We start from the raw sequence: 25,573 nt of genomic DNA on the forward strand, positions 1-25,573 counted from the left end.
GCGTCACGGACGAGCAACGGGCTGCTCGTCGCCGTGATCGCGGTGCTGACGCTCGCGTTCGTCCTCTCCGCCGTCTCGGGCATCTCCCGCGGCATCAAGTGGCTCTCGAACACCAACATGGTGCTCGCGGGGATCCTCGCGCTCTTCGTGTTCGTCGTCGGGCCCACCGTCTTCATCCTCAACCTGCTGCCGACCACGATCGGCGGCTACGCCGAGCAGCTCGCGGTCATGTCGGCGCGCACCGAGGCGGCCGGCGGCGAGGAGGTCGCGGACTGGCTCTCGGGCTGGACGATCTTCTACTGGGCATGGTGGGTCAGCTGGACGCCGTTCGTGGGCATGTTCATCGCGCGCATCTCGCGCGGCCGCACGATCCGCCAGTTCGTCACCGGGGTGCTCGTCGCGCCCACGCTCGTCTCGCTCGTCTGGTTCGCGATCTTCGGCGGGCTCGGCATCGACCTCGAGCTCGGCGGCACCGTGGCGATCTTCTTCATCTCCGGCGCCGATGCCGCATCGATCGTCATGGGCACGCTCTCGCACCGCGGCTCGCTGCAGCCCTCGCGCGCGACCGTCATCTTCTGGGGCGTCGCGACGGGTGCCGTCGCGGCGATCATGCTGCTGCTGGGCGGCGAGGATGCCCTCACGGGCCTCCAGCAGGTCACGGTCGTCGCCGCCCTGCCGTTCGTCGTCGTGATGATCGGGCTCGCGGCGGCGCTCGCGAAGGACCTCGCGCTCGATCCCATGGTCGTGCGGCGCCGGTATGCCGTCGCGGCGGTCGAGCAGGCGATCGTCGCGGGGGTCACGGAGCACGGCGACGACTTCCAGCTCACGGTCGAGCAGACCGCGCCGGGGGAGGGCGTCGGCGAGCTCGTCCCGACGCAGTCCGTCGACCCGACGCTCGCGCCCGCCGACGAGCACCGGCCCGACGAGCACTGGCGCCAGCTCCCGGCGAGCGACGGCGACGGCGAGGAGCGGCCGCCGGCGCGCTGAGGCTCCGCCGGGAGCGGCACCGTAGGATGGCCGGATGCGCATGCGAGTGGCCGCCTACGCCCTGATCACGAGGGGCGAGGGCGACGAGCGCGAGATCCTGCTGCCGCACTGGAACGAGGGCGACATGGCCGGGTGGACGCTGCCGGGAGGCGGTGTCGAGCCCGGCGAGCATCCCGCGGACGGCGCCGTCCGCGAGGTGCGCGAGGAGACCGGCTACGACGTGCGGCTCACGAGCCTGCTCGGCGTCGACTCCGCCGTGCTCCCCACGACCGCGCGCGGCGACGAGATGCAGGCCCTGCGCATCCTCTACCGCGCCGAGATCACCGGCGGCGAGCTCGCGGTCGAGGTCGACGGCACGACCGACGACGTCGCGTGGCACCGGCTCGCCGACGTGCCGGCCCTGCGCCACGTGCACGCGGTCGACTGGGCGATCCGGCACATCGACGACCACGGCTCGCCGCTCCGCTGACCCATGCATCCCCTCATCGTCCTCGGCATCGGCCTCATGGTCGTCTCGTGCGTCATCAGCGGCATCGACTCCGTGCGCACCATGCGCCAGGGTCGCGAGCCCGAGCGACGCATCCGCTCGTTCATGCTCGCGGCCGGCATGCTCGTGCTCGGCGGCATCCTCGTCGCGAGCGGCGCGGCGCTGTCCTGACCGGCACGACCGAGGCCTGATGCGCGCACGACGAAGGGCCCCCGCGGACGGGGGCCCTTCGCTCGGGGCTCAGACGGCTCAGGCCTGGGGGGCGCCGGCCTCGGGGCCGTCGGGGATCCCGCCGGACGGCTGGTCGAACGGGCGCGCGGGCGCGTCGACCGCGGTGTCCTGGGCGTCGGGGATCCACAGGTCGTCGTCGGCACGCAGGGTCTGCCACGCGGCGTAGGCGGCGCTCACGACGGCGACCGAGCCGACGCCGATGAGGATCCACTGCCAGGCGTTCGGGCCGGACTTCGCCGGCTGCGGGGCGAGGTCGGGCACGGTCGCGTAGCGGCGGACGTTCTCGATCGCGCTCTGCACGCGCTCGTCCTTGCCGACGGATGCGAGGGCCGCGACGGAGCCGAGCCCGGTCGCGAGGGCGGGCACGACGCTCGCGTTCCAGCCGCGGGCGGCCTTCGAGAGCCTGTCGATGCCGGCCTCCTTGCCGCGGTGCACGACGCGCTCGGCGGCGGGGCGGAGCGTCTCGGCGCCGTAGGCGCGAGCCTGCTCGCGAGCCTCGCGGGCGAGCGCTGCCGCGTGGTGGTTCACCGCGCGCTGCTCGGCCATGAGCTTGTCGGCCTGCTTGCGGAGCTTCTTGACCTGCTTCGCGCGCTTGCGCGTCAGTTCGAGCGACATGTCTGTCCTTCCGTCGTGGAGCCTGCGCGTCATCCTTGCAGGTTTTCCTGGACGCGTCACCCACGCTCCGATGGTTTCGCTGTCGCCGAAATCGAGGCTGGCCGAGCGCTCCCGCCAAGCCCGCTGTGGGAGTATCGGGCCATGGCTCATCACACCGCTGTCGCGACCATCCGCACGAATCTCGGGGAGATCAAGGTCAACCTCCTCGGCGACCACGCCCCCAAGACCGTGCAGAACTTCGTCGAGCTCGCCACTGGCAAGCGCGAGTGGACGCACCCCGCCACGGGCAAGACCTCGACCGACCCGCTGTACGACGGCGTCGTCTTCCACCGCATCATCCCCGACTTCATGATCCAGGGCGGCGACCCGCTCGGCCAGGGCGTCGGCGGTCCCGGCTACCAGTTCGACGACGAGATCCACCCCGACCTCGACTTCAACGCGCCCTACGTGCTCGCGATGGCGAACGCCGGCAAGATCGCGGGCCGCGGCACGAACGGCTCGCAGTTCTTCATCACGACCGTCGCGACCCCGTGGCTGCAGGGCAAGCACACGATCTTCGGGCTCGTCGAGGACGAGGCGTCGCGCGGCGTCGTCGACGCGATCCAGGCGGTCGCGACCGACGGCCGCGACCGCCCGCTCGAGGACGTCGTGATCGAGACGATCGAGATCACCGAGGCCTGACCCGAGGTGTCATCCTCAGCGACGGGCGACCGCTGCTACCGGCACCCGGACCGCGTCAGCTGGGTGCTGTGCCAGCGGTGCGGGCGCACGGTCTGCGGCGAGTGCCAGCAGCCGTCGCCCGTCGGCGTGCGCTGCCCCGAGTGCGTGCGCGAGCTCGCGGCCGAGCAGCGCTCGCTGCAGCGGCAGGTGCGAGCGGCGAGCGGCGCGCCCCGCAGCGCCGCCGGCCGCCGCGTGCGCAGCTGGTTCGCCCAGCCCGCGCCCGTGACGATGTCGATCATCGCCGTCACCGCGGTCGTCGGGGCGCTCCAGCTGCTGCCCGGGGACGTCGCCGCGTCGCTGCTGTTCTTCCTGCCCTACTCGCTCATCGAGCCGTGGCGCTTCGTCACCTACGCGCTCGTGCACGCGGGCGTGCTGCACCTCGGCTTCAACATGCTCATCCTGTGGCTCGTGGGCCCGTCGATCGAGCAGCGCATCGGCAGGCTGCCCTTCCTGGCCGCCTACGTCGTGAGCGCGGCGGGGGCCGCGGTCGCGATCTCCTGGCTCACCCCGCTCTCGGCGGTCGTCGGGGCATCTGGCGCGATCTACGCGCTCTTCGGCATGGTCATCGGCATGCAGCGCATGGTCGGCCGCGTGCAGCCGAGCATCCTCGTCATCGTCGCCATCAACCTCGTCCTGACGTTCGTGATCAGCAACGTGTCGTGGGCGGCGCACGTCGGCGGCCTCGTGATCGGGCTCGCGCTCGGCTTCGGCATCGGAGCGGTGCACAAGCGGCTCCGCGGCGATCAGGCGGCGAAGGCGGCGTGGCTCGTCATCGGCGCGGTCGCGGTCGTGCTCGCCGCGCTCTTCGCGCTGCGGCTCGCAGCGATCCTCTAGCGTTCTCCACAGTTCTCTCCACAGCTGGGGAGAACTACACCGGTGTGATTCGCTACTTCCAGCGCGTGGTCATGATGAAGCCGATGAACATCACGCCGAAGCCGATGACGATGTTCCACGAGCCGAGCTGCGCGATCGGCAGCGTCGTGCCCGAGACGTAGTAGACGATCACCCAGAGGAAGCCGACGATCATGAAGCCGAACATCACCGGCTTGAACCACGCCGGGTTGTGCTGCTCGTCGTGCGGCGAGCGCTCCTTCGCCGACCGGCTCCGGTCGGCCTTGGCCTTCTCGACGGACTTCTCGCTGCTCATGGCACCCCATGCTAGTGCAGTGGCCGCCTAGGATTGAGCGGTGGCAGCCCTCGACGATCGCGCCCGCCGCTCGGCGCGCCCCCGGCGTCGGGCGACCGCCTGGAGCGTGCTCGGCGAGCTGCTGCTGACCGCGGGGGTGCTCGCGCTCGGCTACGCCGGTTGGCAGGTGTGGCTCTCCGACGCGGTGCTCGGCGAGCGGCAGCAGCAGGCGGCGCGCGTCTTCGCCGCCGATCTCGTGCCCGGGGCACCCGCGGTCGCCGACGCATCCGCCCTGCGCACCGACGAGCCGCCCGCCGAGGCGGCCGTCGCCGACCGCGAATCGTTCGCCGTCATGCACATCCCGCGGCTCGGCGAGTTCGAGCGCGTCGTGGGGGAGGGCACGAGCCGGGCGGTGCTCGACAGCCTCGAGCAGGGGCTCGCGCACTACAGCGAGTCGGCGATGCCGGGCGGGCTCGGCAACTTCGCGGTCGCCGGGCACCGCAACGGCCAGGGTGGCCCCTTCACGCACCTCGACGAGATGCGCCTCGGCGACCGCATCTACGTGCAGACGGCGAGCGCGTGGCACGTCTACGAGTTCCGCAACCACGAGTACGTGCCGCCGACGGCCATCGGCGTCGTCGCTCCCGTGCCGCAGCTGCCGCACGAGCCGACGGATGGGCGCTACCTCACGCTCACGACGTGCAACCCGGAGTGGTCGGCGGCCGGCAGGCTCATCGCCTACGCCACCTGGGTAGGCTGGCAGAGTGCCGCCGACGGCATGCCGCTCGAGCTCGCCGAGACCCTCGGGAGGGCGTGATGTACGCGGCCCTCTGGCGGGCGCTGCCCGGCCCGTGGCCCGTGCGGCTCGTGATCGTGCTCGTGCTCCTGGCCGCCGTGGCCTACCTCCTCGTCTTCCACGTCTACCCGTGGGTGATGCAGACCTTCTTCCCGACCCCCGATCCGACCTTCGTCGGATCCGACCGCAGATCGAGTGCCCTCGCATGACCCGCATCCTCGTCGTCGACAACTTCGACAGCTTCGTCTACACGCTCGCCGGCTACCTCCAGGAGCTCGGCGCCGACGTCTCGGTCGTGCGCAACGACCGGGTCGATGCGCGCGGCATCGCCGAGTGGGACGCCGTGCTGCTCTCGCCCGGGCCGGGCACGCCGGCCGACGCGGGCGTCTCGATCCCCATGGTGCACGCCGCGATCGACGCCGGCACGCCGCTGCTCGGCGTGTGCCTCGGGCACCAGGCGATCGCGGAGGCGCTCGGCGCCGTCGTCACCCACGCGCCCGAGCTCATGCACGGCAAGACGAGCCTCGTCGAGCACGACGGCTCGACCGTCTTCGAGGGGCTTCCGAGCCCGCTGACCGCGACGCGCTACCACTCGCTCGCCGTCGTCGACGGGACGGTGCCGGATGCGCTGCGCGTGACCGCGCGGACCGTGCCGGACGCCGATGGCGACCGGGCGGCCGGCGGCGTCATCATGGCGCTCGAGCACCGCGACGCGCCCGTGTGGGGCGTGCAGTTCCACCCCGAGTCGGTGCTGACCGAGGGCGGCTACCGCATGCTCGGCAACTGGCTCGAGTCGGCCGGGCTCGCCGGCGCCGCCGAGCTCGCCGCCGGCCGCGCGCCGCTCGTCACGCTCGCCTCGCCGCCGCAGCGCTGAGGGCCCGCGAGCGACGGATCAGCCCTCGTCGCCGCCCTCGCCCTCGTCGCCGCCCTCGCCGTCGCCGTCACCCGGACCGGGGTCGGCCGGGGGAGGCGGCGGCGTGCTCTGCCGCGGGGGCGCGGGCGGCGCCGCGCGGCGCACGCAGTAGGTGACCGTGACGCTGCTGCCCTGCGCGACGTCGCTCTCGGCCGCGACCGACTGCGCGGTCACGAGGTTCGCGGCGGTGCACGAGGTGGTGGTCGCGCGGCGCACCGACAGCCCGAGCGCCTCGAGCTGCGACTGCGCGCTCGAGAGCGACTGGCCGACGACGTCGGGCACCGTGACGCGTCCGTTCGAGAGCTGGATGTCGATCGACTGCCCGCGCGTCACGCTGGTGCCTGCGGTCGGGTCGGTGGCGATGACCCGGTCGATCGCGACGGTCGGCGAGCTCGCGCGCGTGACCTCGCCGACGACGTAGCCCGCGGCCTCGAGCGCCTGCCGCGCCTGCTGCTCGGTGAGGTTCGCGACGCTGATGAGCGGCGTCGGCGGCGGCCCGTTCGAGACGACGATCGTCACGGGGGATCCCGGGGAGAGGCGCACGCCCGACTCCGGCTCCGAGCGCAGCACCGTGCCGACATCCGCCTCGTCGATCATGCGGCGCACCTCGGCCTCGAGGTCGGCGGCCTCGACGGCCGCGACCGCCTCGTCCTCGGTGAGGCCGGCGACCTCGGGCACGTTCGTGGAGAGCCCCGCGATCGGGAGGTTGAGCAAGTTCGTGGCCCATGCGACGGCGACGACGACGAGCACGGCGATGAGCGCTGCCGCACCCCACAGCCACGCGACGGGCGGTCGCCGGTCGCGCTGCAACGCAGCGGGCTCAGCCTCCGCATCGAGCTCCGGCTCGTCGACGGCGAGCGCGGCGAACATCGTCGTCGCGGCACCGATCTCGAGCGGTGCGGTCTCGGTCTTCTCGAAGGGCACGAGCACGCCCGCGAGGGCGTCGTCGAGCGCCTGCTTGAACTCGGTCGCCGACTGGAAGCGGTCGTCGCGCGGCTTCTCGAGCGCCTTCGCGACGATCGAGTCCATCTCGGGCGTGATGCCCGGGGTGATCGACGACGCGGTCGGCGGCTCCTCGGCGACGTGCTGGTATGCCACGCCGACGGGCGTGTCCGACTCGAACGGCGCGCGGCCGGTCAGCAGCTCGAAGAGGATGACGCCCGTCGAGTACAGGTCGGTGCGGGCGTCGACCGCCTCGCCCCTCGCCTGCTCGGGGGAGAAGTACTGCGCCGTGCCGAGGATCATGCCGGTCTGGGCGACGTTCGCGCTCGTCTCGGAGACGGCACGGGCGATGCCGAAGTCCATCACCTTGATCTGCCCGCCGGGGGTGACCATGACGTTGCCGGGCTTGATGTCGCGGTGCACGATGCCGGCACGGTGCGAGTACTCGAGGGCGGTCAGGATGCCCTTCGTGATCCGCACGGCCTCCGACTCGGGCAGCGGACCCTCGGCGATGATGTCCTTCACCATCCGGCCGTCGACGTACTCCATGACGATGTACGGCACGGCCGCCGGCTGCCCGCTCGCGTCGACCGCGGGCTCCTCGCCGGCGTCGAAGACGCGCACGACCGTCGGGTGCGACATGCGCGCCGCCGACTGCGCCTCCTGGCGGAAGCGCGTGCGGAACTCCGGGTCCCTCGAGAGCTCGGGCTTCAGCAGCTTCACCGCGACCTGGCGGTCGAGCCGGGTGTCGCGCGCGAGGTGCACCTCGGCCATGCCGCCCTGCCCGATGAGCTCGCCGATCTCGTAGCGGTCGCCGAGGGTCCGCAGCGACGCGATGATGCTGTCGGTCATCGCGGCTCCTCTCCTCGTGCGTGGCCCGCGGCCGAGCCCCGGGATGGGGGATCGGTCGATTCTACGTCAGGGCCGCTCGACGGCCCCGGCGGGGCGCCTCACGGCTCGGTCGTGGGCTCCGGCGTGGGCGTCGGCGTCGGCGTGGGCGTCGGGGTCGGCTCGGGCTCCGGCGTCTCCTCCGGCACTGCCGTGATCGTCAGCGCGGGAGAGGCACCGCTCGTGAGCGTCTGCCCGCCCTCGACCTCGCAGCTGAAGGTGTAGGTGACGGTCGTGCTGCCGGCGCCGAGCCCGGGCGCGAGGATGTCGAAGCCCTCGACGGGCGTGACCTGGTCCTGCACACGGCCGTCGGGCCACGTGATCGTCGCGACGTAGTCGCCGCGCGAGTAGCCCGAGGGGCACGTCGCGGCATCCCACACGATCGACGGCGTCGCGCCGACCTGCTGCGCGGTCGGGTCGGAGCCGTCGCCCAGCCGCGGCGCGGAGGTCGGATCCTCGACCTGGGCGACCGCGCTGTGGATCGTGCCCGTGAGCGTCGATCCCTCCGGCACCGGGCCCGTCGGGGCGACGGCGTAGATGCGGCCGACGAGCCCGGGGTCGGTCGCGGGGGCGCCCGTCTCGACCGAGGGGACGAGGTTCAGCGCCTCGACCGCGTCGCGGAACTCCTGCTCGTCCATCCCCTCGAACTGCTCGAGCGAGACCTCGACGAGGGCGGCGGACTGGCTCTCCGAACCGGGCGTCGACGCGGCGGGATCGGGTCGCTGCTGGTTGAACAGCATGAGCGCGATCGCGACGCCGGCGGCGACGAGCAGCACCGCGAGGATCACGACGGGCCAGATCCACGGGTTGGTGCGGCGCTTCCGCTCCTCGAGCGCGGTCGTCGCGCTCGTCACGGGCAGCGCGGCGGTCGCGGGCGACGACTGCGTCGTGATGACGCGCGTCGCCGCCTGCGTGGGGGAGTCGATCGTCGCGAACGAGTCGGTCGACGCGATGCCCGGCACGATCGCCGCGGCACCGGCGATGTCGCCGCGGCGCAGCATCGTGGCCGCGCGCGAGAGGTGCGCGGCCGAGGTCGGCCGATCGGCCGGCGTCTTGGCGATGCACGAGAGCACGAGGTTGCGCACGGGCTCCGGGACGGTGCCAGGCAGGTCCGGCGGCGCGTCGTTGATGTGCGCCATCGCGATCGCGACCTGCGACTCGCCGGTGAACGGCCGCCGACCGGCGAGCGCCTCGTAGGCCACGATGCCGAGCGAGTAGATGTCGGTCGACGGAGCCGCCTGCTGCCCGGAGGCCTGCTCGGGCGAGAGGTACTGCACCGTGCCCATCACCTGGCCGGTCGCGGTGAGCGGCACCTGGTCGGCGATGCGCGCGATGCCGAAGTCGGTGATCTTCACGCGCCCCTCGGGCGTGATGAGCAGGTTGCCGGGCTTGACGTCGCGGTGCACGAGCCCCGCCTGGTGGGCCGCGTGCAGCGCCGCGGAGGTCTGCGCGACGATGTCGAGCACCTTGTCGGCGGAGAGCGTGCGGTCGCGGTCGAGGATCGCGCTGAGCGGCTCGCCCGGGACGAGCTCCATCACGAGGAAGGCGCTGCCGTCCTCCTCGCCGTAGTCGAAGACGTTCGCGATGCCCTCGTGGTTGACGAGCGCGGCGTGCCGGGCCTCGGCGCGGAAGCGCTCGAGGAACCCCGGATCGCCCATGTACTCGTCCTTGAGGATCTTCAGCGCGACGGTGCGCCCGATCACCTGATCGGTCGCCTGCCAGACCTCGCCCATGCCGCCGATGGCGATCCGGCTGGTCAGCTGGTATCGCCCACCGAAGGTGAGTCCGCTGGATGGTCTCATGAGTTCAGCACCGCCTCGATCACTGCTCTCCCGATAGGTGCGGCGATCACGTTTGAAGTATCACCGACGATGTTCTCACTAGGCACGACCACGACGGCGACTGCCACGCTCCGGTCGCCGAGCTCTCCGTACCCCGTGAACCACAGGTTGAACGGCTCACCGCGCTCGCCCGTCTCGGCGGTGCCCGTCTTCCCGCCGACCGTCGCGCCCGGCACGGCCGCGTTCGAGGCGAGCCCCTCGGTCACGCCGCGCTCCATCGCCCCGCGCAGCGCCGTCGCCGTCGCCGCCGAGATCGGGTTGCCGAGGATCTCGGCCTCCGGGTCGTCGACGACGTCGAGGTTGGGCGCGAGCACGCGGTCGATCATCTGCGGGCGCAGCATCGTGCCGTCGTTGTTGATCGCGGCGGAGACCATCGCCATCTGCAGCGGCGTGACGCGCACGTCGTACTGGCCGAAGCCCGTGAGCATGAGGTTCGGCTCGTTGAGCTCGGCCGGGTACTGGCTCGGCGTGACCCGGAGCGGGATCTCGAGCTGCTCGCCGAAGCCGAACGCGGCGGCCTGCTGGCGCAGCGCGTCGGCGCCGAGCTCCTGCGCGAGCAGGGCGAACTGGATGTTGCACGAGAGCACGATCGCGGTCTCGAGCGTGACCGTCTCATCGGGTCCGCACGGCCCGCGCGTCGCGTTGCGCACGACCGCGGTCGACTGGGGCAGCTGCAGCTCCGCGGGGTTCTCGAACTCCGACTGCATCGTGTACCGGCCCGATTCGAGCGCCGCGGCCGCCGTGATGAGCTTGAAGACCGAGCCGGGGAAGTAGAGGTCGCCGGCGATCGTGCGGTTGACGAGCGGGTCGCCCGGGTCTGCCTCGAGCTGGTCGTGGAGCTGCTGCACGGCCGCGATGTCGTGCGACGCGAAGGCGTTGGGGTCGAAGGTCGGGCTCGAGTGCATCGCGAGCACGTCGCCCGTCTCGGGGTCGATCGCGATGACGGCGCCCTCGCGATCGCCGAGCGCGTCGGCGGCGGCCTGCTGCGCGGCGCTGTCGATCGTGAGCTCGACCGATGCGCCCGAGGGGTCCTGCCCGGTGAGCGTCGCGAGCACCTGCTCGAGGAACTGGCTGTTCGCGGTGCCCGTGAGCTCGGCGTTCATCGCGTCCTCGATGCCGCTGTTGCGCAGGCCCAGCGTGTTGAACCCGGTGACGGATGCGTAGAGCGGCCCGAGCGGGTACTGCCGCTGCCACTCGAACTCGTCGTCCGACGGCACCGAGAGCGCCACCGGCACGCCGTCGACGACGATCGACCCGCGCTCGACCGCGAACGAGTCGAGCAGCGTGCGCGTGTTGCGCGCATCCGTGTGCAGCGCATCCGCCTGGATCGCCTGGATCATCGTCGACGAGCCGAACAGCGCGACGAACATGACCATCAGCAGCATGCTCACGCGGCGGATCGGCCGGCGCATGCTCTGCTCTCGCTCGGTGCTCGTCATGCGATCCCCCTTCCGCGCACGGAGTCGCTCAGCCGCAGCAGCAGCGCGACGATGAGCCAGTTGGCCAGCAGCGACGAGCCTCCCGCCGCGAGGAACGGCGTCGTGAGGCCCGTGAGCGGGATGAGCCGCGTGACGCCGCCGACGACGATGAAGACCTGCAGGCCGATCGTGAAGGCGAGCCCGACCGCGAGCAGCTTCGTGAAGTCGTCGGGGCCCTGGAAGCCGATCCGGATGCCGCGCGAGACGAGGATGAGGTAGAGGCCGAGGATCGCGAAGATGCCGACGAGCCCGAGCTCCTCCCCGAGCGAGGGGATGATGTAGTCGCTGTTGGCGTAGGGCGTGATGTCGGGCCTGCCGAGGCCGAGGCCCGTGCCGAGCAGGCCGCCGTGCGCCATCCCGAAGACGCCCTGCACGATCTGGTACGAGCCGCCCTGCGCGTCGTAGACGCTCTGGTCGAAGGCGTGGATCCACGCCCCGATGCGGCGCTGCACGTAGCCGAGCGCGAAGTAGGCGGCGACGCCGCCGAGCGCGACGAGCCCGAGCCCGATGACCATCCACGAGCGGCGGCCGGTCGCGACGTAGATCATCACGAGGAAGAGGCCGAAGTAGAGCAGCGAGGTGCCGAGGTCGCGCTGGAAGACGAGCACGAGCAGGCACATCGCCCAGACGATGAGGATGGGGCCGAGGTCGCGCACGCGCGGGAAGCGGATGCCGAGCACCTTGCGGCCGACGACCGAGAGCGAGTCGCGCGCGGTCATGAGGTAGCCGGCGAAGAAGATCGCGAGCGCGATCTTCGCGAGCTCGCCCGGCTGCAGCGAGAGCACGCTGCCGACGCCGATCCAGACGGTCGCGCCGTTGATCGTGCGGCCGAGGCCGGGCACGAGCGGCAGCACGAGCAGGATGATCGCGGCTGCCATCGCGAGGAAGCGGTAGCGGGCGAGCACCCGGTGGTTGCGGATGACGACGATCGTCGCGATCGCGATGAGCAGCGCGATGCCCGTCCAGGCGATCTGCCGCGTCGAAGCGGCGCCCCAGCCCGTCGCGCCCTCGGCGATGTCGATGCGGTAGATCATCGCGATGCCGAGCCCGTTGAGCACGGTCACGACCGGGAGGATGATCGCGTCGGCCTCGCGGGCGACGACGCGGAGCGCGATGTGCAGCGCGAGCGTGAGCAGCCCGAGGAGCCCCGCGAGCTGCAGCGGCATCATGTCGACGCGCTGGAGCGCGCCGAGCTGCACGAGCACCATCGCGCCGCCCGCGAGCACCCACGCGATCACGAGCAGGAAGAGCTCGAGGTTGCGCAGCTTCGCGGGGTTGCGGATGCGCACCTTGATCGCCTCGGTGACGTCGCGCAGCTGCACGATGCCCGTCTGGAGCGCGGTGGGAGCGGTGCGGTCGGTCATGGCGATCGCTCCAGCCGCTCGACGATGGCCTGCGCGTCGGCGAGCGACTCGGCCGAGATCGTCTGCTCGATGCTGCGCTGGTTGAAGGGCGTGAGCTCGGCGAGCTCGATGTCGGTGCGCTCGATCTCGGTCGCGAGCACGAACGGGCCGATCTGCTGCTGGATCCCCTGGTAGATCGCCACCTGCCCGGCGTCGTTGACGCCGACGAAGAAGCGGTCCTGGGTCCAGCTGTAGAACATGACGCTGAGCGTCACCGCGAGCGCGATCGCGAGCACCGCGCCGATGCTCCAGCTGATCCGCCGGTTGCGGCGCATGCGGCGCTGCTCGGCGAGCAGCTCCTGCAGGAACTCCTCGCTCTCGGGCTCGAAGTGCTCGAACGCGGGCTGCATGCGCGCCTGTCGCGGGTGCAGCAGCAGCTGCGACAGGCTCAGCGACGTGCGCTCGGGCTCGACGGCCTCGAAGCTGATGGGCGCGGCGGCGGAGCCGACGGTCGTGGGCTCGACCGACGAGGGCAGGCGCTCGTCGATGTCGACCACGACGACCGTGACGTTGTCGGGCGCTCCGCGCGAGAGCGACTCGTTCACGAGCCGCTGCACGGTCGACGGGGTGTCGAGCCGCTGCTCGAGGATCGTGCGGATGCGGTCCTCGTCGACGTAGGACGAGAGGCCGTCCGAGCACACGAGGTAGCGGTCGCCCGGCAGCGCGTCCTCGACCCACGTGTCGATCTCGGGGTCGGTCTCGATGTTGCCGAGCACGCGCATCACGACGTTGCGGCGCGGGTGGTGCTCCGCCTCCTCGCGCGTGATGCGGCCGGCGTCGACGAGGCGCTGCACGAACGTGTGGTCGGTCGAGAGCTGCTCGAGCGCGCCCACCCGGTAGCGGTAGATGCGGCTGTCGCCGATGTGGGCGAGGCCGAGCCGGTCGCCGACGCGGATGATCCCCGACGCGGTCGTGCCCATGCCCGAGAGCTCGGGGTGCTCGAGCATCGCCTGCTGCAGCGCCTCGTTGCCGGCGCGCAGCGCGTCGGCGAGGGCCTGCGCCGCCTGCTCCGCGCTCTCGTACTCGACGTCGGCCTCGCGCACCTTGCGGGTGACGATCGCGCTCGCGACGTCGCCGCCCGCGTGGCCGCCCATGCCGTCGGCGACGAAGCTCAAGTGGGCGCCCGTGTAGCCCGAGTCCTGGTTCTCGGTGCGGATGCGGCCGACATGGCTGATGGCGGCCGCGAGCGGTGCGCTCAAGCTCAGCGCCTCAGCTCGAACGTCGTCGTGCCGATGCGCACCGAGCTGCCGACCCGCACGGGCGTCGACTGGGTGATCCGCTTGCCCTCGACGAACGTCCCGTTCGTCGAGTCGAGGTCCTGCACGACCCACTCGTCGCGCCAGCGCACGATCTTCGCGTGCGAGTTCGACGTGTAGTCGTCCTTGATCTGCAGGCCCGCGCTGCTCGAGCGGCCGATCGTCAGGCCCGTCTCGGGCAGCTCGATCTCGGTGCCCGCGCGCGGTCCCGACGTGATGACGACGCGGCGGGCGAGGCCGGATGCGCTCCCGGCGCTCGCGCGCTCGGTCACGGTCGTCGGGGCGTCGCCGCTCGCCGCTGCCGGGGCCGCTTGCGCGGCCGCCTCCTCGCGGGAGCGCTGGCTCTGCACCGCGACGCGCTGCAGCGGCGTGAGCTTCGGGCCGAAGAGGTCGCTGCGCAGCGAATAGAGCACGATGAAGACGAACAGCCACAGGAGGGCGAGGAAGCCGATCCGGATGATGATGAGGGTCAGCTCGCTCATGCTCGGCGCTCCTTCGACTGCGCGAGCACGCGGTAGACGATGCGCGTCGCGCCGATGTCGATGATCGAGTCGGGCTCGAGCAGCGCCGTCCCCAGCGCGCGGCCGTTGAGCGTCGTGCCGTTGGTCGAGCCGAGGTCGCTCACCTGGGCGCGCGTGCCGTCCCAGACGATCTCGGCGTGCTTGCGGGAGGCGCCCGCGTCGTCGACGGTGATGTCGGCGTCCGAGCCGCGGCCGATGACCGTGCGGCCCTTCCGCAGCTGGTGGCGCTTGCCCTTGATGTCGACGACCGCGCTCCAGACGACCTCGCCCGCCTCCGTGTCCGACTGGATCTCGAGCATCCCGGTCGACATCGCCTCGTCGGGCTCGAAGCCCAGGTCGACGGGGCCGGGGAAGGAGTAGCCCGACTGGCGGGCGTGGCTCTGCAGGGTCGAGGTCAGCTCGTCGAGCAGCGGCTCGCCCAGGCGGCGCAGCCGCTGGAAGTCGGCGGGTGCGAGGCGCACGGTGAGCCGGTTGGGCACGAGGATGCGGTCGCGGGAGACGACGGACGCGCTCGTGTCGAGCTCGCGCTTGAGCGCGCTCGCGATCTCGACCGGCTCCACGCCGGCGCGGAAGGTCTTCGCGAAGGCGCCGTTGACGGCCCGCTCGAGACCGCGCTCGATCGCGTCAAGGAATCCCACTGCTGTCATCACCACCCTTCGTCGCCGCCGACAGCGTACCCGCCGTCGCTCCGAACCTGATATTCTCGTGTGGTTGCCCGGGCTGCCCCGGGCGTCGCGCGAGTGGCGGAATTGGCAGACGCGCTGGCTTCAGGTGCCAGTGTCCGTACGGACGTGGGGGTTCAAGTCCCCCCTCGCGCACGAAGAGGCCCCGGGCTCCACCCCGGGGCCTCTCTCATCTCGCGGCACCGGCTGGTCGAGCAGCGCCCGTATCGAGACCGTCGCTCCGAGCAGGGGTCTCGATAGGGCGGCCTCGCGGCCGCCTACTCGACCTTGCAGCGTCCGCGCTCAACGCGGCGGAGCCGCATCGAGCGCTACGGCTGCAGCACGACCTTGATGCAGTCGTCCTCCTTCTTCTGGAAGATCTCGTAGTACTCCGGCGCCTGCTCGAGCGGCACGAGGTGGGTCGTGAGGTCGCCCGTGCCGAGCGGGTCGCTCGGGTCCTCGACGAGCGGCATGAGCTCGTCGCGCCACGACTGCACGTTGCACTGGCCCATCCGCAACGTGATCTGCTTGTCGAACAGCGTCATCATCGGCATCGGGTCGGCCGAGCCGACGTAGACGCCGCTGAGCGAGACCGTGCCGCCGCGGCGCACCGCGTCGAACGCCGTGTGCATGGCCGAGAGCCGGTCGAGGCCCGCGTGCCGCATCATCGGCTTCGCGAGCAGGTCGGGGAGCGCGCCGACGAGCTGCTGCGCCGTCGCGGCGCCGGGCGCGCCGTGCGCCTCCATGCCGACGGCGTCGACGATCGCGTCGGGGCCGCGGCCGTCGGTGAGGTCCTTGAGCGCATCCGTCGCATCCGCCATGTCGAGCGTCTCGACGCCGTAGCGCTCGGCCATCGCGCGGCGCTCGGCGACCGGCTCGACCGCGATCACGCGGTGACCGAGGTGCCGGCCGATGCGCGCGACGAACTGTCCGACGGGGCCGAGCCCCATGACGCCGAGCGTCTGGCCGGGCTCGAGGCCGGCGTACGCGACGCCTTGCCACGCGGTGGGCAGGATGTCGCTCAGGAAGAGGTAGCGGTCGTCGGCGAGCTCACTGCCCACCTTGGTCGCGTTGAAGTCGGCGTAGGGAACGCGCAGCCGCTCGGCCTGGCCGCCGGGCACCGAGCCGTAGAGCGACGTGTAGCCGTAGAGCGACGCGCCCGTGCCGGAGTGGCGGTTCTGCGTCGTCTCGCACTGCGTCGTCAGGCCCTTCTCGCACATGAAGCAACGACCGCACGCGACGACGAAGGGGATGACGACGCGGTCGCCGACCTGCAGGTTCGACACCGCCGAGCCGACCTCCTCGACGATGCCCATCGGCTCGTGGCCGAGGATGTCGCCCTTCTTGAGGAACGGCGCGAAGAGCTCGTAGAGGTGGAGGTCGGAGCCGCAGATCGCGGTCGACGTGACGCGGATGACCGCGTCGGTCGGCTCCTGGATGACGGGGTCGGGGACCTCCTCGACCGAGACCTTGCGCTTGCCTTGCCAAGTGAGTGCTCGCATGACTCCGACCGTATGCGCCGCGACCCCCGAGGAGGCTGGATTCGGAGCGAACGGTCAGCGGATGCCGAGCGATTCAGCGGATGCCGAGCTCGGCCGAGAGCGCCTCGAGCGCCGGCAGCGGATCCTCCCTCGCGGGCAGGATCTGCACGCACACGTGGTCGGCGCCCACGTCGAGGTGCCGTGCGCCTCGAGCGGGCCGCGCTACAGCCCGATGCTCACGACATGCCGCCGCCCCCGGTGCGCGGCGGCAGCTTGCCGTCGACGAGCTCGTGCTCGGGGTCGTGCACCTTGCCGATGAGGTCCTCGCCGATCGCGATGCGGTCGACGTCGTCGTCACCCGGCACGATGTCGCCGCGCAGGCTGCGGCCGGCCGTCTCGTTGAACGTGAGGATCGCGAGCAGGCCGATGATGCCCGCGGCCGTCATGTAGAAGCCGGGCACGAGCGTCGAGCCTGTCTCGCCGATGAGCCACTCGTTGATGAGGCCCGCCGGCCCGCCGAGCAGCGAGGTCGCGACGTTGTAGCCGAGCGCGAAGCCCGCGTAGCGCACCGTGGTCGGGAAGAGCGCCGGCAGCGTCGCCGAGATGTTGCACAGCAGCATGACGAGGAAGAGCCCGAAGATCGCGAGCCCGAGCGCCTGCAGCACGACGTTGCCCGTCTGCAGCAGCATGATCGCCGGGATCGAGAAGAGGGTGAAGCCGACCGCCGCGATGAGCAGCACCGGTCGCCGCCCGATCCGGTCGGTGAGCGCGCCCATCGGGATGATCACCGCCATCATCACGAGCTGCACCGCGACGAGCATGAGGCCGGCTTGCGTCGCCCCCATGTCGAGCGACGTCGTGAGGAACGTCGGCATGTAGGTGAGCACGAGGTAGAACGCCGTGTTGATGAGGATCGTGATGCCCATGATCTTCAGCAGCTGCTTCGGCTGCTTCGTGACGACGTCGCGCAGCGTCTCCCACGCGCTCGAGCGGGTGTCCTGCTCCTTCGCCTCGATGAACGTCTCCGAGTCGTGCAGGCGCGAGCGCATGAGGAGCGCGACGATGCCGAGCGGCAGCGTGAGCAGGAACGGCAGTCGCCACCAGCCCTCGGCCATGCCCTCCGGGCCGACGATGAGCTCGAGGCCCGTGACGAGGATCGCGGCCATCGAGAAGCCGAGCAGCGTGCCGAACTCGAGGAACGAGCCCCAGAAGCCGCGGCGGTCGTCGGGCGCGTGCTCGGCCATGTAGACGGCGGCGCCGGCGTACTCGCCGCCCGCCGAGAAGCCCTGGATGATGCGCAGCGTGAACAGCAGCACGGGCGCGAGCCAGCCGACCATGTCGAAGGTCGGCAGCACGCCGATCGCCGCGGTCGCGATCGAGATCATCAGGATGGTGAAGACGAGCACCTTCTGGCGCCCGATGCGGTCGCCGAGCGGCCCGAGCACGGCGCCGCCGATCGGCCGGATGAGGAACGAGACGGCGAAGCCGAAGAGCGTCCAGAGGATCGCCTCCTCAGAGCCGCCGAAGATCTGCTGCGACAGGTGCACGGCGAGGTAGCCGTAGATGCCGTAGTCGAACCACTCGATGGCGTTGCCCGCCATCGCGCCCATGACCGACTTCCTGACGGTCTTGCGCTGCACGGGGGAGAGGTCGAGCTCCCTCGTGATGGGTGCGGGCTCGCGCGGGTGCCGCCGCGGTGCTGTCTGCTCGGTCATGGCCGTGTCCCTTCGGTCGGTGCAGGGGTGTCCTGGTGGTGCAGTGTCCTGGTCGTGCTCGGGGGTCGTGCTGGCTGTGCGGTCGGGGAGGATGCGTTCAGGGGTCGAGGTCGAGGAGCAGGCGGGCGTACGCGCCCGCGGCTGCGGAGAGGTCGGCGATGCGCACGCGCTCGTCGGGCTGGTGGGCCTGGCCGGTGATGTCGCCCGGGCCGAGGATGATCGTCGGGCAGCCGTGGTGGCGCGCGATGTAGCCGCCCTCGCACGCGGCCGTCCACGCCTCGATGCGCGGCTCGCGGCCCTCCGCCGAGATCGCGTCGACGGCGGCGGTGACGAGCGGATGCGCGGGCTCGGTCTCGAAGCCCGGCATCTCCATCAGGAGCGTCGCGCTCGCCTCGCAGCCCTCGTGCCCGAGCACGCGGGCGATCCCCGCCTCGAGCTCGCCGAGCGCCTGCTCGCCCGTCTCGCCCGGCATGAGCCGCCGGTCGACGAGCAGCGTGCACCGATCGGGCACGATCGAGGTGCCGTGGCCCCCTTCGATGCGGCCGACGCTCCAGGTCGCCGAGCCCAGCAGGCCCGTCGCGCCCCGACGCATCCGCTCGTGGTCGTCGGCGATCCAGCCCGCGATGCGCGCCGCGGTCGTGATGGCGTTCGCGCCGTCCTCCGGCCGGCCCGCGTGGGCGGCGCGGCCGCGCACCTCGACCTCGAGGTTCGCGGCGCCGCGGCACGCGACGACGACCGCGAGGGCGGTCGGCTCGGCGACGATGCACGCGCGGTAGGGCGCGGGCGGGTCGTCGAGGTGCGCCAGGATGCCGGTCGCGAGGTCCTCCTCGTCGACGGTCACGAGCAGCTCGAGCGGCAGCTCGGGGCGCACGCGGTGCACGGCGGCCATCGCCTGCAGCGCGGCGGCGAGCCCGCCCTTCATGTCGGCGGCGCCGCGGCCGGTGAGCCAGCCGTCCTGCACGCGCGGGCTGAAGGGGTCGGCGCTCCAGCCCTCGCCTGCCGGCACGACGTCGGAGTGGCCGAGCAGCAGGATGCCGGGCCGCGCCTCGGCGGGGTCGGGGCCGAAGCGGATGGCGATGTTGGGCCTGCCGGGCGCGACGGTCGAGCGCCGGCTGCGGCCGCCGAGCCGGGAGGCGATCGTCTCGAGCACGCGCACGGCGTCGAGCTCGGTGCCGCCCGGGTTCTCGCTCGCGGCGAGGATGAGCGACGAGGTGTCGGCGACGATCGTCGCCTCGTCGACGAGCGCGATGGCCCGGTCGACGTCGGTGCGCTCGCCGTTCGCGGGCGGGGCCGTCACGCCGCCTCCACCACGATGAGCTCGCGCGGAGCGTCGGTGAGCAGCTCGGCGCCGCCCTCGCCGATCGCGACCGATTCGCTCAGCTCGCAGCCGTAGCCGTCCATCCACATGCCGGCGATGATGTGCAGGCACATGCCGGGCTCGATGACGGTGAGGTCGTCCTCGCGGATCGAGACGGTGCGCTCGCCCCAGTCGGGCGGGTAGCCGATGCCGATCGAGTAGCCGAGCCGCGAGGGCTTCTCGATCGCGTGCCGCGCGAGGTGCTCGCGCCAGATGCCGTGCACGTCGGCGACGACGCGGCCCGGCTGCAGGCCCCCGAGCACGGCCTCGAGCCCCTCGGCCGCGATGTCGGCGAGGCCCGCGAGGCGCGCGTCGGGTCGGCCGACCGCGACGGTGCGGGCGAGCGGCGCGTGGTAGCGGCGGTGGGCGCCCGCGAGCTCGATGGAGACGGCCTCGCCGGTCTCGACCCGCCGGGCGCTGAAGGTGAGGTGCGGGGTGTCGGCCGACTCGCCGGTGGGCAGCATCGGCACGATCGCCGGGTAGTCGCCCTCGGCGCCGTCGACGCCGGTGGCTTGCGCGAACTGGATCGCCGCGGCGACGTCGTTGAGCCGCACCCCCGCGCCGAGCGCGTCGACGCCCGCGCGCATCGCTGCGGAGGCGATGCGGCCGGCGCCGCGCATGAGCTCGAGCTCGAACGGGCTCTTCACGAGCCGCACCCAGTTCACGAGGTCGTGCGCGTCGACGAGCTGCCACTCCGGCAGCGCCCGCTCGAGCGCGTGGAACGAACGCACGGTGAAGAAGTGCGCCTCGGCCTCGTACCCGATGCGGCCGCGCTGGGCGAAGCCGTGCTCCCGCAGCCGCTCGGCGACCCAGTCGAAGGGATGCGCGCCGCGCTGGTGCACGAGCGACTCGGGGTAGCCGAGGATCCGCTCGGGCGGCGTGCTCGCCGTGCGGTGCGCGCCGTCGGCGTCCATCTGCCGCATGATGAGCAGCGGCTCGCCCGTGAGCGGCACGAACAGCAGCTGCGGCATGTAGAACGACCAGGCGTCGTAGCCGGTCAAGTAGTGCAGGTTCGCGGGATCGGCCACCACGAGGCCGTCGAGGCCGGCGCGCTGCATGCGCGCGCGGGTGCGGGCGAGCCGCTCTGCGAGCTCCTCGGGTCTCGGCTGCATGCCAGCCACCCTAGTCAGGCTCCGCCGCGAGCTCGGCTCGCCGCGGCGTCACCCGATGAGCGGCACGAACGCGTATCGCCCGCCGTCCGTCCGCACGCGCGCCCGGCCGCCGACCGCATCCACGACCGTCATGACGCCGGCGACCGGGGCGACCATGCGTCCGCCCTCGGCGAGCTGCACGACGAGCGCATCGGGCATGCGGCCGAAGTCTGCGGAGACGAGGATGCGGTCCCACGGTCCCTCACCGGGCAGGCCCAGGATGCGGGGGGTCGCCTGGCGCACGCGCGCGGGGCTGCCGTGCGCGGCGAGGTTGGCGTTCGCGAGCTCGATGAGCGCTGGCCGCTCGCACCCGCTCGCGCACGGCATCCGCCACCGGGATCTCGCGCATGGCGGGCACGCTACTCCGCGACGCGAGGCTCCGCGACCGGGCCGAGCGGCGCCGAGCGGCCACTCGCGGGCACGAAGAAGCGGTGCGGACTGGCGCTCGGCGCTTGCTCTACTCGCGAGTATTGGTGAAGGCGCCTGGTCTGTCCGCACCGCTTGCTTGCCGAGACTGTACGCCGACGCCGTCGCGGGCGCAACGGTGCGGCGCGGGCCTGGGGAGAGGGGTCAGTCGCCGGGGCGCGGGAGCGGCTTGCGGATGCCAGGGTGCGACTTCGGGATCGAGGCGAAGAGCACCCACCCCGAGATCGCGATGCACGCGATGATGAGCGGGTAGGTGAGCGCCGCGCGCATGATCGCGAGCCACGTGGTCTCGTCGAGCCACCACAGCACGCTGAAGACGACGACGCGGATGACGTACTGCAGCACCCAGATCCACGACGCTCGGCGGTAGGCGCGCAGCAGCACCGGGTCGTGCCGCCAGCGCGCCTTCGTGCCGATGAGGGCGCCGACGATGAGCCCGAGGAACGGCCAGCCGATGACGATCGAGACGATCCACGCGAGGGCGCTCGCGGCGTTCGAGAGCAGCTGGATGAGGAAGAAGTTGCGCGCCTCGCCCGTGTAGTACGCGATCATCGCGGCGATCACGGTCATGAGCATGCCGATCACGACCGCCTTGGGCTTCCGCCGCTGCACGATGGCGGGCACGAGCGTCGCGGCGCTCGCGATGAGCGACCAGACGACGGCGGTGAGCAGCTCGCCGCCGCTCGCGAGCCACGCGATGAGGAACGCGATGGGCGGCACGCTGCCCTCGATCGCCGCGCGGCTCCCGCCGAGCACGCGCGCGAGCGACTCCTCGCGCGTCGGGTCGCCGTCGGCGTCCAAGCGGTCGTCGAGCTCGGGCGGCGGCACGAGCTCGGCCGAGGCGTCCTCGTCGGGCGTCGGCACCGCGCCGGTGCGGGGCGCGTCCACGGTCACGCCGCGAGCGCAGGGCGCGCGGAGGAGGCGGTGGAGCTGGGCATGCCTCCAGGGTATTGCCGCTGCGGCCCACTCCTCCAGGGCGGGCGCGACCAGGTCAGTTCCGCCCGACAGGGGCAGGCGCGCCAGCCCCTGTCGGGCGGCACTGCCCCTCTCGAGGGAGGCGCACGCGACGCATCAGCTCGTTCGGTCCCCGACGTCGTCGACGGCGCCCGTGAGGTCGGGCTCCGTCGCGGGGAACGTCGATCTCGCAGGGCGCGTGAGCGGTGAAGGCACGTCATGCTCGCGCAAGTAGTCGCGGAGGTAGGGGAGCGTGAACGCCACCTTGCCCCAGCCTGCGCTCTCGATCAGCCCTTGCAGCAGCAGGCGGTGGCGGTACACCGATGCGTACCTGCTCTCGACTCCCATGCGATCGGCGATGTCCGACATGCGAGCTGGACCGTCGTCGAGGGCCATCGCGGCGAGGAACGTCCGGTCGGTGAAGGAGAGCCTGCTCAGCGACGGCCCGTGCACGTTGGTGCCGAGCACTCGGTGAGCGCGCCGAGCGGCTTCTCGTACCGCCGCCGTCGAGATCTCGGGATCGTCCGGTGCGGCCGCCCAAGCGAACGAGCCGACGGCCTGCACGAGGAACGGATAGCCGCGGGATGCCAGCGCCGCCTCCTCGAGTGCCGCATCGCCGATGCTCCGGCCGGCCGTTTCGATCGGCTCCCGCAGGGCTCGACGGGTCTCGTCGAGCGTGAGCGAGTCGAGCTCGACGGACGCTGCGCGCCTGAGGAAGGTCGTGCCCTTGTCCTGCAGCACCTCCTCGATGCCGGCGGGCAAGCCGGCCGCGACGAAGCCGATCTCGGCTTCTTCGCGCTGGAGGTGCTGCAACGCGATCGTCAGCTGCCTGATCTCGCCGAGGACGTCTCCGTGCAGCTCGTCGAGCGTGATGAGCACTCCCGCGCCGCGGTCTGCCGCGATCCCGCATAGCTGCGTCAGCTGCTCGCGGAGCGCCTTCTCGGGCTGATGCTCATCGACGACGCGAGTCGAGAGCGACGCGCCGGACACGCCGGCCCCGAGGAGCTCCCGTCGTCGGCCGTCGGGATCGTTGTCGCGGAGGAGTGCTGGGAGCGTCGTCTGCGCGAGCGCATCGGCAAGCCCATCTCTCGCAGTCTCGGAGATCACGAGCCAGCGATGCCGCCGAGCGGCATCCTCGATCGCGTTCAAGAGGACAGTCTTCCCGATGCCGCGCAGCCCGCGAACGAGGCTGACGCGATCGGGGATCCAGACGCCCGTCCGGAACGTCTCGGCGAAGGGCGCCACCAGCCGGTCACGGCCTGCGAGGAGCGGGGGCGTCCGGCCGAAGGTGGGACGGAATGGATTCTCGGACATCCGCGCCTCCCTTATGGAGATTTAGGAAGCATACGCCCGTTTAGGGTCTTTAGTAACCGCTCGTCGCCCAGCCGCGAGGACCTCGGGAGCCGGCCTCGTACTCCTCGAGGGGCACCGCATCCGCCCGCCACGCCTCGAGCACGGGCTCGACGATGCGCCAGCACTCCTCCGCGGCGTCGCCGCGCACCGCGAGCCGCGGGTCGGCGTCGAGGATGGCGCCGAGCACCTCGCCGTAGGGCAGGAGCTGACCTCCGCCGAGCTCGCCGCGCAGCACGGTCTGCTCGAGGGTGAACGGCTCGCCCTTGCCGTTCGTCGTGAGGTGGAGCTCGAAGCCGTCGGGCTTGAAGTCGATGACGAAGCGGTCGGCGGTGTCGTGCCCGCGGAAGCCGTCCGGCACGTGAGCGGGCGGCCGCCAGTGCACGATCGCGCGCTTGCGCACGCCGCCGAGCGACTTGCCCGAGCGCAGCAAGAAGGGCACGCCGGCCCACCGCGCGTTGGCGATCTCGACCTCGATCTCGGCGAGCGTCTCGGTGCCGCGCGCCGGATCGACGCCGGGCTCGCGGGTGTAGTCGGGCACCGGCCTGCCCTCGACGCTCCCGGCGGTGTAGCGCGCGCGGCGCGAGTGGCGGACCGGGTCGACGACGCGCGCGGCGCGCAGCACGGTCGAGATCGCGTCGCGCAGGTCGCGCTCGCCGACGGTCGCGACGGGCTCCATCGCGATGAGCGCCATGATCTGCAGCAGGTGCGACTGGATCATGTCGCGCAGCGCGCCGTTGCGGTCGTAGTAGCCGGCGCGGTCCTCGAGCGTGACGGTCTCGTCGTAGAGCACCTCGACGCGCTCGATGCTCCCGCGGTCCCACGACGCCTGCAGCAGCCGGTTCGTGAAGCGCAGGCCCAGGAGGTTGAGCACCGTGTGCAGGCCGAGGAAGTGGTCGATGCGGAAGACCCGCTGCTCGGGGACGATGCGCGTGACGAGCTCGTTGAGCTCGCGCGCGCTGCCCAGGCTGTCGCCGAAGGGCTTCTCGATCGCGAGGATCGTGCCGCTCGGCACGCCGATGCGCTCGAGCGTCTCGCACACGAGCCGCGTCACGTGCGGCGGCAGCGCGAAGTACATGACGAGCCGCTCGCAGTCGAGCGATGCGATGAGGGCCCGGAGGGCGTCGCCGTCGGTCGCGTCGGCGGCGACGTAGTGCGTGTGCTCGAGCACGGCGGCAGCAGCTGCGGGGCTCACCTCGGCGGCGTCGAGTGCCGTCTGCACGCGCCCGCGCCAATCCGCCGCGTCGAGCGCGCGGACGTCGGCGCCGACGACGCGCAGCCGCCGATCGGGCTCAGCTCGCAGCAGCGTGGCGATGCCCGGCAGCAGCAGCCTCGCCGTGAGGTCGCCGGAGGCGCCGAGGATGAGCAGGGTCGTGGTCGGCTGCGGGGCCATGCCCCGATCCTGGCACCCGCGCGCGAGCGGCGGCTGGACGGCGTCGGCAGGACGGGCGCGGCGTACCGTGGAGGCATGCTCGCCCGCGCTGCCCGACTCGTGCTCCCCGCCGTCTGGCTGGGCCTCATCGTCGGCATCTCACTCATCGAGGCGCCGCTCAAGTTCCAGGCGCCGGGCGTCACGGTGCCGCTCGGTCTCGGCATCGGACGACTCGTCTTCGCGGCGATGAACGTCGCGGAGGCGGCGCTCGCGGTGCTGCTCGTGACCGCGGCCTTCGCGTCGCGCGCGCCGCGAGCCGAGCGCATCCTCTCGCTCGTCCTCACCGCCGTGCTCGCGGTGAAGGCGCTCGCGATCCGGCCGATGATGCACGCGACGACCGACGCCGTGATCGCGGGGGAGAGCGAGGGCGGATCGGGGTTGCACTACCTCTACATCGCCGCTGACGGGCTGCTCATCGTGGGCCTCGTCGCGCTGCTGTGGCTCGCTGTGCGCAGCCTGCTCGGCCGCGCTGTCGCCGCGGGTGCGGGGGCTGAGCGCTCGCGCGGCAGCTGATCGCCGCGCGAAGCGGCGTCACCAGATGACGCCGCCGCCGATCGAGATGCCGCCGTAGGTCAGGAGCACGAAGACGATCGCCACGACCGCCGGCGCGATGCCGCGGCCGCCCGCGTGCCGCGACTTGAACAGGCCGATGGCCGCGAGGATCGCCGCGATCGCCGCGAGGCCGCCGCCGAGGATGAGCCCGACGAAGAGCGGGATCGGCATGAGGACGAGGCCGAGCAGGCCGATCCACAGTGCCCACCAGGACCACGGGTTGCTGCGCTTCATGGCTCCATCCTCCCAGTCGGGGATGCGAGCGCACTGAGCCGGGCCACGAGGGGAA

Annotated in this window: 26 protein-coding genes, 1 tRNA gene and 1 pseudogene; 10 read left to right on the top strand and 18 right to left on the bottom strand. The window is 72.1% G+C overall.

Annotated features, from left to right (window positions below):
• From JSQ78_RS09070 to JSQ78_RS09080, 3 genes and pseudogenes are all read left to right on the top strand, one after another.
• Positions 1-987, top strand: a pseudogene (locus tag JSQ78_RS09070) (BCCT family transporter); the annotation flags it as partial.
• Between the two features lie 34 nt (positions 988-1,021).
• Positions 1,022-1,456 (top strand): NUDIX hydrolase, encoded by a 435-nt coding sequence (locus JSQ78_RS09075; RefSeq protein WP_021010617.1) that lies wholly within the window; start codon positions 1,022-1,024, stop codon positions 1,454-1,456.
• Positions 1,457-1,459: 3 nt separating this feature from the next.
• Positions 1,460-1,645, top strand: coding sequence for a hypothetical protein (locus tag JSQ78_RS09080; protein ID WP_211447113.1), 186 nt, complete (start codon positions 1,460-1,462; stop codon positions 1,643-1,645).
• A 78-nt stretch (positions 1,646-1,723) separates the two neighbouring features.
• On the opposite strand, the gene JSQ78_RS09085 is transcribed toward JSQ78_RS09080, so the two are convergent.
• On the bottom strand, positions 1,724-2,320 hold the full coding sequence (locus JSQ78_RS09085) for a hypothetical protein (RefSeq protein WP_211447114.1): 597 nt from the start codon (positions 2,318-2,320) through the stop codon (positions 1,724-1,726).
• Positions 2,321-2,461: 141 nt separating this feature from the next.
• Here JSQ78_RS09085 and JSQ78_RS09090 point away from each other — a divergent pair, with 141 nt between their 5' ends.
• Together JSQ78_RS09090 and JSQ78_RS09095 are read left to right on the top strand one after the other, a co-directional pair.
• On the top strand, positions 2,462-3,001 hold the full coding sequence (locus tag JSQ78_RS09090) for a peptidylprolyl isomerase (RefSeq protein ID WP_211447115.1): 540 nt from the start codon (positions 2,462-2,464) through the stop codon (positions 2,999-3,001).
• A gap of 6 nt (positions 3,002-3,007) precedes the next feature.
• Positions 3,008-3,874: a rhomboid family intramembrane serine protease gene (locus JSQ78_RS09095; RefSeq protein ID WP_211447116.1), complete on the top strand. Its 867-nt coding sequence runs from the start codon at positions 3,008-3,010 to the stop codon at positions 3,872-3,874.
• A 52-nt stretch (positions 3,875-3,926) separates the two neighbouring features.
• Here JSQ78_RS09095 and JSQ78_RS09100 read toward each other — a convergent pair whose 3' ends face one another.
• Positions 3,927-4,187, bottom strand: a complete 261-nt coding sequence (locus JSQ78_RS09100; protein ID WP_211447117.1) for a cell division protein CrgA — start codon at positions 4,185-4,187, stop codon at positions 3,927-3,929.
• Positions 4,188-4,227: 40 nt separating this feature from the next.
• Here JSQ78_RS09100 and JSQ78_RS09105 point away from each other — a divergent pair, with 40 nt between their 5' ends.
• Genes JSQ78_RS09105 through JSQ78_RS09115 form a run of 3 tightly spaced genes read left to right on the top strand, consistent with a single transcriptional unit; the run spans position 4,228 to position 5,836 of the window.
• Positions 4,228-4,983: a class E sortase gene (locus JSQ78_RS09105; RefSeq protein WP_211447118.1), complete on the top strand. Its 756-nt coding sequence runs from the start codon at positions 4,228-4,230 to the stop codon at positions 4,981-4,983.
• On the top strand, positions 4,983-5,171 hold the full coding sequence (locus JSQ78_RS09110; RefSeq protein WP_211447119.1) for a hypothetical protein: 189 nt from the start codon (positions 4,983-4,985) through the stop codon (positions 5,169-5,171). The genes JSQ78_RS09105 and JSQ78_RS09110 overlap by 1 nt, the downstream gene beginning before the upstream one ends.
• Positions 5,168-5,836 (top strand): anthranilate synthase component II, encoded by a 669-nt coding sequence (locus tag JSQ78_RS09115; RefSeq protein WP_211447120.1) that lies wholly within the window; start codon positions 5,168-5,170, stop codon positions 5,834-5,836. The genes JSQ78_RS09110 and JSQ78_RS09115 overlap by 4 nt, the downstream gene beginning before the upstream one ends.
• Before the next feature lie 18 nt (positions 5,837-5,854).
• Here the strand turns inward: JSQ78_RS09115 and pknB are convergent, their stop codons facing one another.
• From pknB to JSQ78_RS09150, 7 genes are all read right to left on the bottom strand, one after another.
• Positions 5,855-7,669, bottom strand: a complete 1,815-nt coding sequence (pknB, locus tag JSQ78_RS09120; protein WP_211447121.1) for a Stk1 family PASTA domain-containing Ser/Thr kinase — start codon at positions 7,667-7,669, stop codon at positions 5,855-5,857.
• 98 nt (positions 7,670-7,767) lie between these two features.
• On the bottom strand, positions 7,768-9,507 hold the full coding sequence (locus JSQ78_RS09125; protein ID WP_211447122.1) for a protein kinase domain-containing protein: 1,740 nt from the start codon (positions 9,505-9,507) through the stop codon (positions 7,768-7,770).
• The gene (locus JSQ78_RS09130; protein WP_249295592.1) at positions 9,504-10,985 is read right to left on the bottom strand and encodes a peptidoglycan D,D-transpeptidase FtsI family protein; all 1,482 of its coding nucleotides are present in this window, start codon (positions 10,983-10,985) and stop codon (positions 9,504-9,506) included. The genes JSQ78_RS09125 and JSQ78_RS09130 overlap by 4 nt, the downstream gene beginning before the upstream one ends.
• The gene (locus tag JSQ78_RS09135) at positions 10,982-12,388 is read right to left on the bottom strand and encodes an FtsW/RodA/SpoVE family cell cycle protein (protein ID WP_211447123.1); all 1,407 of its coding nucleotides are present in this window, start codon (positions 12,386-12,388) and stop codon (positions 10,982-10,984) included. The genes JSQ78_RS09130 and JSQ78_RS09135 overlap by 4 nt, the downstream gene beginning before the upstream one ends.
• Positions 12,385-13,626 carry a PP2C family protein-serine/threonine phosphatase gene (locus JSQ78_RS09140; RefSeq protein WP_211447124.1) on the bottom strand — a complete coding sequence of 414 codons (1,242 nt, stop codon included), beginning with the start codon at positions 13,624-13,626 and terminating at the stop codon, positions 12,385-12,387. Before JSQ78_RS09140 ends, JSQ78_RS09135 begins: the two co-directional genes overlap by 4 nt.
• A gap of 2 nt (positions 13,627-13,628) precedes the next feature.
• Complete coding sequence (locus JSQ78_RS09145) at positions 13,629-14,165, bottom strand: FHA domain-containing protein FhaB/FipA (protein WP_211447126.1); 537 nt, start codon at positions 14,163-14,165, stop codon at positions 13,629-13,631.
• The gene (locus JSQ78_RS09150) at positions 14,162-14,842 is read right to left on the bottom strand and encodes an FHA domain-containing protein (protein ID WP_211450583.1); all 681 of its coding nucleotides are present in this window, start codon (positions 14,840-14,842) and stop codon (positions 14,162-14,164) included. Before JSQ78_RS09150 ends, JSQ78_RS09145 begins: the two co-directional genes overlap by 4 nt.
• 96 nt (positions 14,843-14,938) lie before the next feature.
• Here JSQ78_RS09150 and JSQ78_RS09155 point away from each other — a divergent pair.
• Positions 14,939-15,022, top strand: a tRNA-Leu gene (locus JSQ78_RS09155).
• Between the two features lie 173 nt (positions 15,023-15,195).
• Here the strand turns inward: JSQ78_RS09155 and JSQ78_RS09160 are convergent.
• The 8 genes from JSQ78_RS09160 to JSQ78_RS09195 form a co-directional block, all read right to left on the bottom strand.
• Positions 15,196-16,368: a zinc-dependent alcohol dehydrogenase gene (locus JSQ78_RS09160; protein ID WP_211447127.1), complete on the bottom strand. Its 1,173-nt coding sequence runs from the start codon at positions 16,366-16,368 to the stop codon at positions 15,196-15,198.
• A 215-nt stretch (positions 16,369-16,583) separates the two neighbouring features.
• On the bottom strand, positions 16,584-18,062 hold the full coding sequence (locus tag JSQ78_RS09165) for an MFS transporter (protein ID WP_211447128.1): 1,479 nt from the start codon (positions 18,060-18,062) through the stop codon (positions 16,584-16,586).
• A gap of 97 nt (positions 18,063-18,159) precedes the next feature.
• The gene (locus JSQ78_RS09170; protein ID WP_249295595.1) at positions 18,160-19,359 is read right to left on the bottom strand and encodes a M20 family metallopeptidase; all 1,200 of its coding nucleotides are present in this window, start codon (positions 19,357-19,359) and stop codon (positions 18,160-18,162) included.
• Positions 19,356-20,531, bottom strand: a complete 1,176-nt coding sequence (locus tag JSQ78_RS09175; protein WP_211447129.1) for a M24 family metallopeptidase — start codon at positions 20,529-20,531, stop codon at positions 19,356-19,358. The genes JSQ78_RS09170 and JSQ78_RS09175 overlap by 4 nt, the downstream gene beginning before the upstream one ends.
• Before the next feature lie 48 nt (positions 20,532-20,579).
• Positions 20,580-20,897, bottom strand: coding sequence for a class I SAM-dependent methyltransferase (locus tag JSQ78_RS09180; RefSeq protein WP_211447130.1), 318 nt, complete (start codon positions 20,895-20,897; stop codon positions 20,580-20,582).
• 243 nt (positions 20,898-21,140) lie between these two features.
• Positions 21,141-21,890, bottom strand: a complete 750-nt coding sequence (locus tag JSQ78_RS09185) for a DUF3159 domain-containing protein (RefSeq protein WP_211447131.1) — start codon at positions 21,888-21,890, stop codon at positions 21,141-21,143.
• A gap of 177 nt (positions 21,891-22,067) precedes the next feature.
• A complete protein-coding gene (locus JSQ78_RS09190) occupies positions 22,068-23,264 on the bottom strand; it encodes an ATP-binding protein (protein WP_211447132.1) in 1,197 nt (398 codons plus the stop codon).
• Positions 23,265-23,313: 49 nt separating this feature from the next.
• Positions 23,314-24,693: a glucose-6-phosphate dehydrogenase gene (locus tag JSQ78_RS09195; RefSeq protein WP_211447134.1), complete on the bottom strand. Its 1,380-nt coding sequence runs from the start codon at positions 24,691-24,693 to the stop codon at positions 23,314-23,316.
• Between the two features lie 75 nt (positions 24,694-24,768).
• On the opposite strand from JSQ78_RS09195, the gene JSQ78_RS09200 reads away from it, so the two are divergent.
• Positions 24,769-25,245 (top strand): hypothetical protein, encoded by a 477-nt coding sequence (locus JSQ78_RS09200; protein WP_211447136.1) that lies wholly within the window; start codon positions 24,769-24,771, stop codon positions 25,243-25,245.
• Between the two features lie 18 nt (positions 25,246-25,263).
• Here the strand turns inward: JSQ78_RS09200 and JSQ78_RS09205 are convergent, their stop codons facing one another.
• Positions 25,264-25,518, bottom strand: coding sequence for a hypothetical protein (locus tag JSQ78_RS09205; RefSeq protein WP_211447137.1), 255 nt, complete (start codon positions 25,516-25,518; stop codon positions 25,264-25,266).
• Between the last annotated feature and the right edge of the window lie 55 nt (positions 25,519-25,573).

Source organism: Agrococcus sp. Marseille-Q4369, assembly GCF_018308945.1.
Taxonomy (GTDB): domain Bacteria; phylum Actinomycetota; class Actinomycetes; order Actinomycetales; family Microbacteriaceae; genus Agrococcus.

What these genes read in the sequence shown, in the direction of transcription:
- JSQ78_RS09075 (WP_021010617.1), top strand. Translation starts at nt 1,022, where the DNA reads ATGCGCATGCGAGTGGCCGCCTACGCCCTGATCACGAGGGGCGAGGGC.
- JSQ78_RS09080 (WP_211447113.1), top strand. Translation starts at nt 1,460, where the DNA reads ATGCATCCCCTCATCGTCCTCGGCATCGGCCTCATGGTCGTCTCGTGC.
- JSQ78_RS09085 (WP_211447114.1), bottom strand. Translation starts at nt 2,320, where the DNA reads ATGTCGCTCGAACTGACGCGCAAGCGCGCGAAGCAGGTCAAGAAGCTC.
- JSQ78_RS09090 (WP_211447115.1), top strand. Translation starts at nt 2,462, where the DNA reads ATGGCTCATCACACCGCTGTCGCGACCATCCGCACGAATCTCGGGGAG.
- JSQ78_RS09100 (WP_211447117.1), bottom strand. Translation starts at nt 4,187, where the DNA reads ATGAGCAGCGAGAAGTCCGTCGAGAAGGCCAAGGCCGACCGGAGCCGG.
- JSQ78_RS09110 (WP_211447119.1), top strand. Translation starts at nt 4,983, where the DNA reads ATGTACGCGGCCCTCTGGCGGGCGCTGCCCGGCCCGTGGCCCGTGCGG.
- JSQ78_RS09115 (WP_211447120.1), top strand. Translation starts at nt 5,168, where the DNA reads ATGACCCGCATCCTCGTCGTCGACAACTTCGACAGCTTCGTCTACACG.
- pknB (WP_211447121.1), bottom strand. Translation starts at nt 7,669, where the DNA reads ATGACCGACAGCATCATCGCGTCGCTGCGGACCCTCGGCGACCGCTAC.
- JSQ78_RS09125 (WP_211447122.1), bottom strand. Translation starts at nt 9,507, where the DNA reads ATGAGACCATCCAGCGGACTCACCTTCGGTGGGCGATACCAGCTGACC.
- JSQ78_RS09130 (WP_249295592.1), bottom strand. Translation starts at nt 10,985, where the DNA reads ATGACGAGCACCGAGCGAGAGCAGAGCATGCGCCGGCCGATCCGCCGC.
- JSQ78_RS09135 (WP_211447123.1), bottom strand. Translation starts at nt 12,388, where the DNA reads ATGACCGACCGCACCGCTCCCACCGCGCTCCAGACGGGCATCGTGCAG.
- JSQ78_RS09145 (WP_211447126.1), bottom strand. Translation starts at nt 14,165, where the DNA reads ATGAGCGAGCTGACCCTCATCATCATCCGGATCGGCTTCCTCGCCCTC.
- JSQ78_RS09160 (WP_211447127.1), bottom strand. Translation starts at nt 16,368, where the DNA reads ATGCGAGCACTCACTTGGCAAGGCAAGCGCAAGGTCTCGGTCGAGGAG.
- JSQ78_RS09165 (WP_211447128.1), bottom strand. Translation starts at nt 18,062, where the DNA reads ATGACCGAGCAGACAGCACCGCGGCGGCACCCGCGCGAGCCCGCACCC.
- JSQ78_RS09175 (WP_211447129.1), bottom strand. Translation starts at nt 20,531, where the DNA reads ATGCAGCCGAGACCCGAGGAGCTCGCAGAGCGGCTCGCCCGCACCCGC.
- JSQ78_RS09180 (WP_211447130.1), bottom strand. Translation starts at nt 20,897, where the DNA reads ATGCCGTGCGCGAGCGGGTGCGAGCGGCCAGCGCTCATCGAGCTCGCG.
- JSQ78_RS09190 (WP_211447132.1), bottom strand. Translation starts at nt 23,264, where the DNA reads ATGTCCGAGAATCCATTCCGTCCCACCTTCGGCCGGACGCCCCCGCTC.
- JSQ78_RS09195 (WP_211447134.1), bottom strand. Translation starts at nt 24,693, where the DNA reads ATGGCCCCGCAGCCGACCACGACCCTGCTCATCCTCGGCGCCTCCGGC.
- JSQ78_RS09200 (WP_211447136.1), top strand. Translation starts at nt 24,769, where the DNA reads ATGCTCGCCCGCGCTGCCCGACTCGTGCTCCCCGCCGTCTGGCTGGGC.
- JSQ78_RS09205 (WP_211447137.1), bottom strand. Translation starts at nt 25,518, where the DNA reads ATGAAGCGCAGCAACCCGTGGTCCTGGTGGGCACTGTGGATCGGCCTG.